The 12,888-nt window shown below is 29.1% G+C and carries 14 protein-coding genes and 1 pseudogene; 14 read left to right on the top strand and 1 reads right to left on the bottom strand.

Going from position 1 to position 12,888, the window contains the following annotated elements; translation table 11 throughout:
- The first annotated feature begins 3 nt into the window (after positions 1 to 3).
- The 11 genes and pseudogenes from bpSLO_RS00625 to rseP all read left to right on the top strand — a co-directional run bounded on the left by bpSLO_RS00625 (position 4) and on the right by rseP (position 9,028).
- Positions 4 to 1,663, top strand: a pseudogene (locus tag bpSLO_RS00625) (30S ribosomal protein S1).
- Entirely contained in the window at positions 1,656 to 2,258 is a 603-nt protein-coding gene (locus bpSLO_RS00620) for a tetratricopeptide repeat protein (protein ID WP_025375175.1), read from the top strand. The pseudogene bpSLO_RS00625 and the gene bpSLO_RS00620 overlap by 8 nt, the downstream one beginning before the upstream one ends.
- A 24-nt stretch (positions 2,259 to 2,282) precedes the next feature.
- Positions 2,283 to 3,053, top strand: coding sequence for a hypothetical protein (locus bpSLO_RS00615; protein WP_172797959.1), 771 nt, complete (start codon positions 2,283 to 2,285; stop codon positions 3,051 to 3,053).
- A 14-nt stretch (positions 3,054 to 3,067) separates the two neighbouring features.
- Positions 3,068 to 3,346: a hypothetical protein gene (locus tag bpSLO_RS08055; protein ID WP_025375173.1), complete on the top strand. Its 279-nt coding sequence runs from the start codon at positions 3,068 to 3,070 to the stop codon at positions 3,344 to 3,346.
- Positions 3,336 to 3,947, top strand: coding sequence for a Maf family protein (locus tag bpSLO_RS00610; protein WP_025375172.1), 612 nt, complete (start codon positions 3,336 to 3,338; stop codon positions 3,945 to 3,947). Before bpSLO_RS08055 ends, bpSLO_RS00610 begins: the two co-directional genes overlap by 11 nt.
- Before the next feature lie 24 nt (positions 3,948 to 3,971).
- Positions 3,972 to 4,736: a 30S ribosomal protein S2 gene (rpsB, locus tag bpSLO_RS00605; protein WP_025375171.1), complete on the top strand. Its 765-nt coding sequence runs from the start codon at positions 3,972 to 3,974 to the stop codon at positions 4,734 to 4,736.
- A 17-nt stretch (positions 4,737 to 4,753) separates the two neighbouring features.
- Entirely contained in the window at positions 4,754 to 5,590 is an 837-nt protein-coding gene (tsf, locus tag bpSLO_RS00600) for a translation elongation factor Ts (RefSeq protein WP_025375170.1), read from the top strand.
- 36 nt (positions 5,591 to 5,626) lie between these two features.
- On the top strand, positions 5,627 to 6,181 hold the full coding sequence (gene frr / locus bpSLO_RS00595) for a ribosome recycling factor (protein WP_025375169.1): 555 nt from the start codon (positions 5,627 to 5,629) through the stop codon (positions 6,179 to 6,181).
- Between the two features lie 4 nt (positions 6,182 to 6,185).
- Positions 6,186 to 6,878, top strand: a complete 693-nt coding sequence (uppS, locus tag bpSLO_RS00590) for a polyprenyl diphosphate synthase (RefSeq protein WP_025407506.1) — start codon at positions 6,186 to 6,188, stop codon at positions 6,876 to 6,878.
- On the top strand, positions 6,826 to 7,731 hold the full coding sequence (locus bpSLO_RS00585; RefSeq protein WP_241763478.1) for a phosphatidate cytidylyltransferase: 906 nt from the start codon (positions 6,826 to 6,828) through the stop codon (positions 7,729 to 7,731). The genes uppS and bpSLO_RS00585 overlap by 53 nt, the downstream gene beginning before the upstream one ends.
- Before the next feature lie 16 nt (positions 7,732 to 7,747).
- Positions 7,748 to 9,028 (top strand): RIP metalloprotease RseP, encoded by a 1,281-nt coding sequence (gene rseP / locus bpSLO_RS00580; protein ID WP_025407507.1) that lies wholly within the window; start codon positions 7,748 to 7,750, stop codon positions 9,026 to 9,028.
- Positions 9,029 to 9,068: 40 nt separating this feature from the next.
- Here rseP and trhA read toward each other — a convergent pair whose 3' ends face one another.
- Positions 9,069 to 9,758: a PAQR family membrane homeostasis protein TrhA gene (trhA, locus tag bpSLO_RS00575; protein WP_025407508.1), complete on the bottom strand. Its 690-nt coding sequence runs from the start codon at positions 9,756 to 9,758 to the stop codon at positions 9,069 to 9,071.
- A gap of 244 nt (positions 9,759 to 10,002) precedes the next feature.
- Between trhA and bpSLO_RS00570 the strand changes: the two genes are divergently transcribed.
- From bpSLO_RS00570 to bpSLO_RS00560, 3 genes are all read left to right on the top strand, one after another.
- Positions 10,003 to 11,697, top strand: coding sequence for a PTS transporter subunit EIIC (locus bpSLO_RS00570; RefSeq protein WP_025407509.1), 1,695 nt, complete (start codon positions 10,003 to 10,005; stop codon positions 11,695 to 11,697).
- Positions 11,698 to 12,033: 336 nt separating this feature from the next.
- Positions 12,034 to 12,435: a 30S ribosomal protein S6 gene (rpsF, locus tag bpSLO_RS00565; RefSeq protein WP_025375163.1), complete on the top strand. Its 402-nt coding sequence runs from the start codon at positions 12,034 to 12,036 to the stop codon at positions 12,433 to 12,435.
- Between the two features lie 11 nt (positions 12,436 to 12,446).
- A complete protein-coding gene (locus bpSLO_RS00560; RefSeq protein WP_025375162.1) occupies positions 12,447 to 12,884 on the top strand; it encodes a single-stranded DNA-binding protein in 438 nt (145 codons plus the stop codon).
- The last annotated feature ends 4 nt before the right edge of the window (positions 12,885 to 12,888 follow it).

Raw genomic sequence — 12,888 nt, 5'->3', positions numbered from 1 at the left:
AGGATGGAAAATCAAGAAGATTTACAAGAAAATTATCTAAAGGTTCTTGAAAAAGTAGAACTAGGTAGTAGTGTTTCTGGTGTTGTTATAAATGTCATGAAAGATTATGTGCTTATAGATATTGGTTATAAATCTGAAGGTTTTATTAAAATCGATGAATTTGAAACCGTTCCAAGTATTGGAGATAAGCTTGATGCAATAGTTACAAAAGTAGGAGGAGAATTAGGATTAGTTCTTAGTGTTGCAAAACTTGATTCTCTAAATTTTCAAGATAAGATTGATGAGTATATTTCAAGTAGAAAGGTGCTTAAAGGCAAGATTTTAGTTGAACTTTCAAGTGGCTATAAAGTTCAGATTAATGAAAATGTTATTGGATTTATGCCATCTTATTTGAGTTCTAAATTTAGAGATGAAAAATTAAAAAGAGGTTTAGTGGTTGAGTTTTATGTTGTTCAGGCAGATAAAACCGATGGCCTTAGACTTATTCTTGATAGACGAACTTTGGAGAGAGAGAGAGCTTTTAAAGAAAAAAGAACTTATTAGTTCTTATAATGAGGGGGATATAGTTGATGGTGTTGTTGAAAGAATTACAGATTATAGTGCTATTATAAGGGTTAAAAATCTTGTTTCAGGAGTATTGCATAAAAGGAATATTGCATTTAATCGTATTGAGAATATTGAAGATTTTATTCGTGTTGGTGATAAGTTAAGATTGAAAATCATTAAATTAAATGTAAATGCAGTAAAGATGGAGTTATCTCTTAAGGCTTTAAAGACAAATCCTTGGGATTCTGTTGAGACTAAGTATAAAGTTGAAAGTATTGTAAAGGGCAAAGTTGTCAAAATATTACCTTTTGGTGCTGTAGTTGAACTTGATAGTGAGATATCAGGATTTATCCATATAAGTAATTTTTCTTGGGTAAGGGTTATAAAAAGTCCTCAGGAATTAGTTAAAGTTGGTCAAATTGTAGAAGTTAAGATTTTGGAGATAGATAAGGAAAATCAAAAAATATCTTTAGGTATTAAGCAAGTTAATGAAAATCCATGGAATGATTTGGCTCAAAGGTGTGCTGTTGGTAAAGTTGTTCAGGGTGTTGTTAAAAATATTACAAAGACAGGTGCTTTTGTGAGCATTGAAGAAGGTATAGACGCATATATTAGTAAATTTGATATTTCTTGGATTGACGAAGTTAATCCTGAGGAATACTTTAAATTAGGAAGTTCAATTAGTGGGAAAGTAATTGAATTTGATGCAAGGAAGCAAAATATTAAGTTGGGAATTAAACAGTTGGAAGAGAATCCTTGGGATGATTTTTCTAAGAGCTATAAGAAAGGTGATACTCTTGAAGTTGAAATTGTAGAGAAGAAGTCAAAGGGAGTTCAGGTAAGAGTTTATGGTAAAATAATGGGATTTATTAGTAAAATACAACTTGGAGATACAAAAGAGTCCAGTTTGGAGACTTTTGACAATTTGAATATTGGAGACAAACTTAAAGTTATAATCACCAATATTGATTTTAAAAACAAATTAGTTTTGCTTTCTTATAGGGCGTATAAAGAGCAAAAATCAAGCGAAGAAATTTCTTCTTATTTGTTTAAGGAAGATGATGAAGAATCTTATAAACCCTTTGCAAAGCTGTTAAAGAGGAATGCTGATGTTTAAAAATAAATTTTTTATAGGTATTTTTGCAGTTATTGTTTTTGTGGGAATTGTTGTTTGTTTTTATAGTGCTATGGATGTAGATTATGTTAAGGTAGGAGGGGAAGTAGTAGAAAATCTTGAGAGAGATTTAAATCTTTATTTAAGAGCAAAAAATATTGAAGAGAAGCTTGAATTAGAGTCTAAGATAGAGGAGTCTATAAATAAGAGAGACGATGTTGCTTATGAATTTCTTTCACGGTTTTATCTTGCCAGATCTACTTATTTTCAAAGTAAAGGTTTATACAAAGAAGCTCTTGAGGATTTAGATATTGTTATTGGTTCAAAATGGATTGAAAGGGAACTTGCCTATCTTAATAAAGCTGTGATTTACGAAAAAATGGGACAGGTGGATAATGCTTTAATCATATATGATAATCTGATTAAGCAGACTAAATTAGATTTTATTAAAATTAGAGCCTTGCTTGGTAAGGCAGTATTAATTGAAACTAGAGATAAAAAATTGGCTATTGATATATACTCAGAGATTGCTAATTTTTCTTATGAAAATAATTTATATGTTAATATTGCCAAGAATAAGATTTTGCAGCTTAGATGATTTGGTTTGTTTTTTTGTTTTAGTATGAAAAAATTTGATAATAATATTATATTGTTAATTGTTTTTTTATTAGTAGTTGGTTGTGGTCTTGAGGATATTGGCATAGTCGATTCCCCTTTGGTTATTGATAGTAGAGCTTCCAGAGATACTCTTGCTTTTGCGTTGCCTTCTTGGTATTTTGGTAATAACCATAATTCTAGGGTTAGGGGTTTTGATATATATTATAAATTTTATCCAGAAGGAGCAAATTACCATTTTAGGGGTTTTGCAGAAAGTGTTCAAAAAGATTTTAATGCTTTAAAGAGTGTTTTTAATAATGTTAATGAATTTAATAGAAGGGGATTTTATAAAATTAATTTAGATGGTGATCGTTTTTCAGGGAAACCGACTTTGAAATTAGACAAAAGCTGGATTCAAGGAAATTTTCCTTTATATTTTGAACTTAATTTTGAAAATTTGAGAAAAAGTACCCCTGGTTCGGTTTTTATTAATATAAGGAAAGGTAATAATTCTTCAGCACCTCTTATTAGGAGTATCAAGACTGTATATAGATCTTATGTTGTTAATGATTTGTATAGGGAGTTTTCTGAAGTTTTGAAAAAATCTAAAGTCACGAACAGTACAAATAGGCCATTTGATCTTAAGCATATTAGCGATAGCTTTTTTACAAAAGATGTTTCTCCTAAATATAATTTAGTAATTTTTGTTATGGCAGTAGGTAATGCTATTGAAGATGATTTATATAGTGTTATTGTGAATTTAGGGAGTCTACATGGTTTTGAGTTGTCGAGTTAGTTAAAGGCCAAGGCATGGTAACGTTTTTTTTTCATTTAATTTTAACTAATATTATTATTTCTTTTGTGGTAAGTTTTTTTGTTGTCTTTTTTGGTATATTGAGATTTGGTTTTTTGATGATTTATTTGATAAGTTTTTTAGGAAGTGTTTTATTTTTGTTTTTTATACCTCTTTTTTATTCCGATTATTATAATAGACAAGTGGATGTTTTATTTTATTTGTTCCCAGTTATTGGTTCAATAGTTTTGATATCTTTATTAGGATTTTCTGAGAGAAGTAAAAATGATTTATAGAGAAAATTTTGAGATTGCACTTGTATCAAATTCTTTTGCTAGGGCCGAGTTTTTAGAGGCTTTGAAAATTAAATTTTTATCCCTTAGTGTTGATATTGATGAAGATTCAATAATGAAATCAGGTGAAATTGGCGTTACAAAGAGGATAGCGGTTCTTAAACTTACTAATGCTATTGAGAAATATGGCAAGGATAAATGTTTAATTACTGTTGATACTTTGTTAAGGAATGATTCGATTTATGTTGGAAAATTAAGTGATGAAAAGGAAGCTTTTAGTAAGATAATGGGATATAGTCATAAGCTTATTGAGGTTGAGACTAGTTTTTGTGTATTTATTCCAGGGAAAGAGAAAATAATTAAAGCCTGTGAGGTTTCATTTATTAAATTTAGGGAATTAACCCCAGATATTGTTTATCATTATATTGCACTTGGGCATTGGAAAGATAAAGCTGGAGGTATAAGTCTTAAAAATGGTGTTGCAGATATTTTGATTGAATATATTAATGGTAGTTATTCAAATATCATAGGCTTACCAATTGGTTTGTTTTATGATATTCTTATTAGAGAAAACGTAATTTCCACTATATTAAGTAGTGAGTAAAAGCGAGGGATTTAGGAGGTCATTTTGGCAGTTATTACTATGAAAAGTCTTTTAGAAGCCGGAGTTCATTTTGGACATCAGGTAAAAAGGCTTGATCCAAGAATGAAAAGGTTTATCTTTTCAGAGAGAAATGAAATCCATATTTTGGATTTGCAAAAAACTTTGCAAGGTATTAAAGATTCTTATGAACTTGTTCAAAGTGTTATAAAAAGTGGTAAAAAGGTCTTGTTTGTTGGTACTAAAAAGCAGGCAAGTGAGATAATTGAACAAGAAGCCAGAAGAAGTGATATGCCTTATGTTAACAATAGATGGCTTGGTGGAATGCTTTCAAACTTTAATACTATTAAAAAATCAGTTCAGAAATTAAAGAAATTAGAAAAAATGGAAATTGATGGAACTTTTGAGATGATTAGTAAAAAGGAAGTTTCTCAACTTAATCGTGAAAAGTTAAAATTATCTAAAAATTTAACGGGAATTAAAGATATGGAAGAGCTTCCCGGTGCTATTTTCATTATTGATCCTAAAAGAGAACAAATAGTGATTAATGAGGCTAGGAAGCTTGGTATTCCTATAATTTCAGTTGTTGATACAAATTGTAATCCAGATGTGATTGACTGTCCAATTCCTGGAAATGATGATGCAATTCGTTCCGTTGCTTTATTTACTAAGATAATATCTGATGCTATTTTGGAGAGTGATAAAGAGGTTGGAATTCAGATAGTTGAAAATTTGAATGAAGAAGACTTAATGAGTGAAATTGAAGTTAAGAATGAAAAAAAAGAATTATAAAATTTAAGGAGAATAATATGAGTATTAGTCCTCAAGAGGTAAAAAAGCTTAGAGATGCGACTGGAGCTGGATTTGGTGATTGTAAGAAGGCATTAGATGCTGTTGGTGGTGATTTTGAATTGGCTAAGAAAAAACTTCGAGAGATGGGTATTGCATCTGCTGATAAGAGAAGTGGTAGGGATGCTAAGGAAGGGCGAGTATTTTCTTATGTAAATAAAGAGAGAGTAGGCCTTTTGCTTATTTCGTGTGAAACAGATTTTGTTGCTATGAATAGTGATTTTGTAACTTTTGGAAATTCTTTGATAAAACAATTGGTTGAGAGTGGTAAAGATTCTTTAAATGAGCAGCAAGAGCTTGAAATTAAAAATTTAGCAGCCACAATCAAGGAAAATATTCATGTAAGTAAGATTTATATTTCAAATATTATATCTAATGAACTTGTAAAAAATTATCTTCATGGAGAGCAATCTAAGATAGGTGTTTTTATTAAATTAAAGGTAGATGATGTTTTAAAAATGGAAGATGAGAGTTTAAATAATCTTGCAATGGATTTAGCTTTACATGTAGCAGCTTTTGCTCCGCTTTATTTAAGCGTTGGTGATATTTGTCCTAATTATATTAAAGAGCAGGAAGAAGTGTTTACAAAGCAGATGGAAGCTAGTGGAAAACCTGAAGCTGTAATTAAAGGGATAGTATCTGGGAAACTTAAAAAACATTTGGGAGAAATTGCTCTCTTGGAACAAGGATTTGTAAAGGATGATAAACTTACCGTTAAAGAAAAGATTGAGGAGATTTCTAAATCAATTTTAACCAAGATAGAGATAGTAGATTTTAAATATTTAAGTGTTGGGTAATTATTTATGATCTTTTTAATTTTTAAGGAGGCTTGAATGGAGGAATATAAGGCTTTATTGGACGAAAAGATGAGTAAAGTTCTTTTATCTCTTGAGAGTGAATATAAATCTTTAAGAACGGGTAGGATAAATAGCTCTCTTTTTGATAAAGTATTAGTTGATTATTATGGAGAAAAGACCCCTTTAACTAGGGTTGCCAATATTAGTATTCCCGAGGCAAGGCTTATTGTAATTCAGCCTTGGGATAAAAGCTTATTATCTAAAATAGAACAGGCTATACTTAATTCAGATCTTTCTATGAATCCTTCAAGTGATGGGGCTGTCCTTAGAATTAAAGTACCTGTATTAACTGTTGAGAGACGTAAAGAAATAGTAAAGCAGGCAAAAAAAATTGCGGAAGAATATAAGGTTGCGGCCAGAAATATAAGGCAGGAATTAAATAATAATGCCAAGAAGCAAGAAAAAGATTCTCAGATTACTGAAGATGATTTGCATCGGATTTTAGATGATATTCAAAGAGATACTAATTCTTATATTAAGAAAATAGATGAGATTTTTGATTTAAAAACAAAAGAAATAATGGAAGTTTAAATTTATGAATAATAATTCCCTTCCAATGCATGTTGGGATCATAATGGATGGAAATAGAAGATGGGCTTTAAAAAGAGGTCTGTCATTGTTTGAAGGACACAAAGAAGGCTTAAAGAGGGCTAAGGAAATAGTTAAATATTCTCTTAAATTAGGCATAAAATATTTATCTCTCTATGTTTTTTCTACAGAAAATTGGAATAGGACAAAATCTGAAATAGAACATTTGATGTTTTTGATTGCCGATTATTTAAGTTCTGAATTTGAATTTTATAGTACAAATAATATAAAAATACTAGTATCAGGAGATATTGAAGCTTTAAGTAAAGAAGTAAGAAAGTCCATCATTGATACTATTGATTTTACAAAAAAATTTGATGGGCTTGTGTTAAATTTGGCAATTAATTATGGTGGTCGAAATGAAATAGTTAGAGCTACTAAGAAAATTCTGGGAAGTGGGTTACAGTTTGAGACTTTAGATGAGATTATATTTTCTAAATTTTTGGACAATCCTGAACTTTGTGATCTTGATCTTTTAATTCGTACTGGTGGAGACATGAGAATAAGTAATTTTCTTTTATGGAGAATTGCTTATTGTGAATTTGTTTTTTCAAGTGTTTTATGGCCAGAGTATTCCGTTTCGCATTATGATAAAGACTTGGAATATTTTAAAAATAGGAAGAGGAATTTTGGGAGATAAAAGTTTATTTAATCTTAGGTCTAAAAAATTAGCATTTATTTCACGACTGGGGACATTTCTGTTTTTTGTTCCTTTAGTTTTGTTTTTAATATTTTTAGAGTTTAATAATTATTTATTTATTAATATTTTAATTTTTATGTTTAGTGGAATTGCTGCAAAGGAAGTTAATGATTTGCTTAAGGTTAAATCTTCTTCCATTTCTGGTACTTTATCTTTCTTTTTAGGGATAGCTCCTCCAATTTTGACATATGTGCATTGCAATGTTTTTGATTTGGGTATAAATATAATATTTTATTTGGTTATAACTTTAGTTTTTAGTAACTGGATTGTTAATTTAGTTTTCATTAAAGAGAATGAAATTGTTAATTTTTTATCGCAGGCAACCTCGATAATTTTCATACTTATATATCCGGGTGTTTTGATGTCATTTGTTGTTGCTATTACTACTTTGCCAAAAGCACCTATTCTTTTATTAATACTTTTCTCTATGGTTAGTGGTAATGATACTTTTGCTTATCTTGTTGGATATTTTTTGGGAAAAAATAGTTATAGACCTACAATTATTAGTCCCAATAAAACGATAATGGGATTTTTAGGCGGTATATTATTTTCTGTTATTGTTGCAATAGTTGTAGTATGTTTAGGTTTGATAAATTTAACTTATGGAGAAGCTATGATTTTTGGTGTCTTAATAGGATTTTTTACTATTATTGGTGATTTGTTTGAATCTGGACTTAAACGTAGTGCAGGAGTTAAAGACTCTGGCAATATTATTCCTGGTAGAGGTGGTGCTCTTGATTCAATTGATTCATACCTTTTAACAGGTCCTATATTTTATTTATATTTGTCATAATTTTTGGGGGTAATTGATGTATATTTTTCTTAGTATTTTGGCGTTTACCTTTATAATATTCATTCATGAATTAGGTCATTTATTCTTTGCAAAACTTTTTAAAGTTAAGGTTGAAGTTTTTTCTATAGGGATAGGTCCTAGTCTTTTTAAATTTAAAATAAAAGACACAGAGTATAGATTTTCTCCTATTTTTTTGGGGGGGTATTGTAAGCTTAAAGGAGCTGAACATTTAGAAAATGAGCTTAGATTAAATAGACAGCTTGAAGCGGATAAAGATTCTATTTTTGGTATTTCTAATTTTAAGAAAATATTAATATATTTTGCAGGACCTCTTTTTAATTTAATTTTTGCGTTAATTGTTTTTATTGCAATAGAAATGATAGGTATTGTTTATCCTGATTATTCTAATAAAATAGTAGTTATTAATAATAATGTTTTGAGTAAATTTAGAGATGGGGATGTTATTTTAAGCGTTAATAATAGTGATATAAGATATTTTTCCGATTTAAATAAAGTTGTTCCTTTAAAAGATTCAAGAGTGACTTTCATAGTTTTAAGGGAGAGTAAGACTATTAGTTTTGAAGATTATACAAGCTTAGATAAGCTTTTAAAGCAAATTGGTCCTTGGGTAAATCTTATTATTTCTAAAGTTAAAATAAATTCTTCAGCTGAAGTTGCCGGTCTTAAACCTAATGATAAGATAATAAGCATTAATGATATGATTTTAAATAATAATGTGGAGTTAAACAATTTGATTGAGAAGCTTGATTCTAACGTGGTGGATATTAAGTATGAGAGAAATGGAGAGATTTTAACTTCAAGGTTAGTATTTCAAGATACTAATAAAAGTTTAGGAATTTATTTATTGCCTGGTTTAGAGCGAGTGGTTAAATCAGATAATTTAGGAATTGCTATTAAAAATTCTTTTAATAAAGTCTTAAATATTTTAGGTCATATTCTTTACTCTATTGTTGCATTATTCACTAATTTTAAGAATAATGCTAAAAATGTCACAGGACCTGTTGGTATGATTAATATTTTTGTTAATTCTTTTTCTTTTGGAATATTATCTTGGTTTAATACTATTGCTATTTTTAATTTACTTATTGCTGGTATGAATTTGTTTTTTGTTGTAATTCCAATGCTTGATGGAGGTCAAATTCTTATTAGTTTAATTGAAATCTTGCGTGGGAAACGATTTAGGGCAAAAGTTATTTATTATTTTTATATTTTTGGTATTTTGTTGATGTTAATTCTTTTTATATTAGGGTTTTTTAACGATTTACGTAATCTTTAGTCAATTTATACTGCTTGTTCAAGCAGAGTTTATCTGATCTTTAATCAATAGGGAGTATATATTTGAACATGAACCAAAAATGAGCAAAAGATGCAAATAAGATTAAAATATGAAAAAAATCATGCATTCTCATATTTGCTATTGGATTAAGTTTTTTGCTTGTTGAGTAAACTATTCCTCCTAGTGTGTAGAGAATACCCCCAAGTGCTAGCCATAAGAATCCTTGTATAGGGAGGATATTATAAATGAGTCTGATTCCGAATATGATGCTCCATCCCATAAGTATAAATATGCATCCGTTAAGCCATCCAGGACTGTTTACGTATATTGATTTAAAAATAATTCCTAGAATAGCAAATCCCCAAACGGTTATGAGGATTATTTTTCCATAAACATTTGGCATGAGAATTAGACATGGTGGAGTGTATGTTCCTGCTATTAATATAAATATTGAAATATGATCAAATTTTCTAAAGAGTTGTTTTATTTTGCTTCCTTTTGTAAAAATGTGATAAAGAGTACTCATCGTATATAGTAATGTCATTGATGAGCCATAGATAAGAAATAATATTGCATGGAGATACTTTTTTGAATGAGTTGATAGAGTAATGAGAATTGTTGTTCCTATTATTGATAAAATAATGCCAAATAAGTGAGATATTGAACTAAATAATTCATTTTTAGGTATTGGCTCTTTATATGATGTGTATTTTTTATCTTTTTCAAACATAAACCTACTCTTCTCTGTATTCATTTTTATTTTTAGAACATGCATTTGTTCTTATTTATTTTAGGTATATTAGTTCAAAAAAATACATAAATCAAGTGATCAAGAATAGTTTAGTATGAAACTGAAGGCTAAATTGATGTTATTGCATAATTTTCTTCTTAAATTTTTTCTATTAGTACCTCTCTTTTTGTAAAAAAGCTATATAATGCATATTGTCTTAAGTTTTTGAATGGAGAGGTCTAGAGTGATAAATTTTTTAAAAGTTTTTAGATTTGCTAATTTGCAAAAGTTTTCTAGTGCAGTAAAATTACCAATTTCTGTTGTGACAATTTTTTGTTTAATGCTTGGAATTGGATCTGCATTGTTAAATCCTTCTAATTTGTTTTACGTTGATAATTTTGTTGTTAAAGTTGTTTTGGGACTTATTAAGAGTACCAGTAATATTATTATTGTGAATATTCCATTGCTTTTTGTTATAGGAATTACTGTTGGAGTCGCTAGAGCTCAAAAGGGTCCCGCTGCACTCTCAGGTCTTGTTGGATATTTGATTTTTAATATTACTGAGAATTATTTTCTAGATGTGTTTTCAAGACTTGTTGAGCCTAATTTAATGTCTTCTGTTGGTCAAGTAAATATTTTAGGAATTCAAACTTTAAATACAGGTATTTTGGGTTCTTTATCAGTTGGACTATTAGTTGGATATTTGCACAATAAGTTTTATTGTATCGAGTTACCTGGACCTTTAAACTTTTTTTCTGGTTTTCGTTTTGTTCCCATAGTAGTTTTTCCTTTTTGTATTTTATTGGGGATAATATTTGTTTTAATTTGGCCATATTTTAATGAATTAATTACTTCTTTTGGATTTTTTATTGCTAAATTTAACTATTTTAATAGTTTTCTTTATGGGTTTTTAAATAGACTACTCATTCCTTTGGGGCTTCATTCCATTCTTACATTTCCTTTTAATTTTACTTCATTGGGAGGAACAGAAATTATTGATGGTCAAGTTGTTGGTGGTATTCAGAATATATTTTATGCTCAATTAGCAGATCCATATCTTATTAGGTTTTCCCCAAGTATTTCCAGGTTCAATAGTGGGTTTTATCTATCTATTATGTTTGGACTTCCTGGGGCGGCATTGGGGGTTTATAGAGGAATCATTCATGATGATAAGAGTAAGATCGTGTCTTTGTTATTTTCAGGTGCTTTTGCAGCTTTTTTAACTGGAATTACGGAGCCTTTAGAATTTTTATTTGTTTTTACTGCACCTTTGCTTTATTTTATACATGCCATTTATACCGGGTTTGCGTTGTTGATTGCTAATGTACTTGATATTGCAGTTGGTGTTACTTTTTCTGCTGGATTTTTTGATTTTTTAATGTTTGGGGTGTTACAGGGGCATGCCAAGACAAATTGGCTTTATTTATTACCATTAGGATTTGCATTTTTTGCTTTATATTATTTTACTTTTAAATGGGTTTATAATTATTTTGATTTTCAGATTTTTGGTGTTGGTGAGCCATTTTTTGCTGGTAGTGAAGGGGAAGTTGAAGGAATGGGAATTGCACATCTTATAGCCCAAGGTCTTGGAGGTCTTGATAATATTCAAGAGTTTAATGTTGTCTCAACAAACTTAATGTTTGTAGTTTTCAGTCCTGAGCTTATATCAGAAGATTTTCTTAAAAAAACAGGTGCTTTAGATATTGTTACAATTGATAATACAATTAAAATTGATTATGGAACAAATGTTTATTATATAAAACAAGCGATTAAAAATTATTCTCCTGAAAAACTTTTTAAGGCCAGTGCTATTGTTGCATCTGATAATGTGAAATATGGTATTAAAGCATATATTGAAATGAAAGAAGATGATAAGCTTGAAAGACAAGGTTCGACAGGAAAAGTTTACAAACTTAATAAGGATGATTCTGATAATTAAAATTTATTTAGGTTAGAAGATTACTTAAAATTATGAATTTGTGTTATATAAGTTGTTTTTTTTACTTTGTTTTAAAGAGTTCTTTTTAAGAACTTAAATTTTTAGCTGGGTTATTTATGGTATATAAAAGGTATCTTTTAATAGAATGGTTTTTAAAGATAGTAGAGTAGGATTTTTAATTGTTCTGTGAAGAGTATTTTGAAAAGATTTTTTGCTCAATATTGAAAAAAAACAAGTATTTTTATATACTACTTAAATAATTTGTTATAGTATTGAGATAACCTTTGCCATAAATTTACAAGGTTTATGGTACGATTAAGACCATAAGGAGTTATAATGATAAAAAAGTATGAAGCTTGTTTTTTGTTTAAGAGTGAAGAACTTGAATATAAAGCTGCTTTAGAAGAGGTAAAAAAACAGTTAACAGCTTTTAATGCTAGTGATTTTGCTGAAAATTCTCTTGGAGAGAGGGCATTAGAATATCCTATTAGGAAGCAGTTGCGTGGTAGATATGAAATAATAGAATTTAAGATGGATAGTGAGAATTTGAAAGAGCTTGAAACTCAATTAAAACTTATTAAAAATTTGTTAAGATATATGATCTTGGTTAAGATTAACAAAAAGGTTAGTGTCAAAAAAGTTAAGAGAAGAAATTTTAGAGAGTTCAAGGATAATAGGGATATTAAAGAAAAAGAATCATCAGAGTTTAATTCTAATGTTGATGTAAAAGTAGATTGAGGAGGTTGTAGATGGCCGATATTAATTCCTTAGTATTATCTGGTAGGCTTACTAGGGATTCTGAGCTTACTTATACTGAGGCAGGTATGGCTATTCTTAAATTTGGTTTAGCTAATAACAGAAGGGTGAAAAAAAATGAGGAATGGATGGATTATGCTCAATTTTTTGATTGTACTCTCTTTGGTAAGAGAGCTGAGAGTCTTGGTTCTTTTCTTAAGAAAGGAAAACAAGTTGTGATTAGTGGTTCTTTAAGGTATGAGAGTTGGCAAGATAAAAACACTGGAGATAAGAAGAACCGATGCAGTGTTTTAGTAGATGATATTCAAATGTTTGGCTCACTTATTACTACTAAAGGTGCTAATGATGTTGGTTTTGAAAGTTATAAGAAGCCAGATTCGTTTACAGATATTGGTTTTGATGACGGTTTTAATGAAGATATACCTTTTTAGGAGT

Source organism: Borrelia parkeri (genome assembly GCF_023035815.1).
In the GTDB taxonomy this organism is placed as follows: Bacteria; Spirochaetota; Spirochaetia; order Borreliales; family Borreliaceae; genus Borrelia; species Borrelia parkeri.
Note: the sequence above shows the minus strand (reverse complement) of the source record. Positions and strands in the feature narration are given on the sequence as shown.

What these genes read in the sequence shown, in the direction of transcription:
- bpSLO_RS00615 (WP_172797959.1), top strand. Translation starts at nt 2,283, where the DNA reads ATGAAAAAATTTGATAATAATATTATATTGTTAATTGTTTTTTTATTA.
- bpSLO_RS08055 (WP_025375173.1), top strand. Translation starts at nt 3,068, where the DNA reads ATGGTAACGTTTTTTTTTCATTTAATTTTAACTAATATTATTATTTCT.
- rseP (WP_025407507.1), top strand. Translation starts at nt 7,748, where the DNA reads ATGTATATTTTTCTTAGTATTTTGGCGTTTACCTTTATAATATTCATT.
- trhA (WP_025407508.1), bottom strand. Translation starts at nt 9,758, where the DNA reads ATGTTTGAAAAAGATAAAAAATACACATCATATAAAGAGCCAATACCT.
- bpSLO_RS00610 (WP_025375172.1), top strand. Translation starts at nt 3,336, where the DNA reads ATGATTTATAGAGAAAATTTTGAGATTGCACTTGTATCAAATTCTTTT.
- rpsF (WP_025375163.1), top strand. Translation starts at nt 12,034, where the DNA reads ATGATAAAAAAGTATGAAGCTTGTTTTTTGTTTAAGAGTGAAGAACTT.
- bpSLO_RS00560 (WP_025375162.1), top strand. Translation starts at nt 12,447, where the DNA reads ATGGCCGATATTAATTCCTTAGTATTATCTGGTAGGCTTACTAGGGAT.
- bpSLO_RS00620 (WP_025375175.1), top strand. Translation starts at nt 1,656, where the DNA reads ATGTTTAAAAATAAATTTTTTATAGGTATTTTTGCAGTTATTGTTTTT.
- tsf (WP_025375170.1), top strand. Translation starts at nt 4,754, where the DNA reads ATGAGTATTAGTCCTCAAGAGGTAAAAAAGCTTAGAGATGCGACTGGA.
- uppS (WP_025407506.1), top strand. Translation starts at nt 6,186, where the DNA reads ATGAATAATAATTCCCTTCCAATGCATGTTGGGATCATAATGGATGGA.
- frr (WP_025375169.1), top strand. Translation starts at nt 5,627, where the DNA reads ATGGAGGAATATAAGGCTTTATTGGACGAAAAGATGAGTAAAGTTCTT.
- bpSLO_RS00585 (WP_241763478.1), top strand. Translation starts at nt 6,826, where the DNA reads ATGATAAAGACTTGGAATATTTTAAAAATAGGAAGAGGAATTTTGGGA.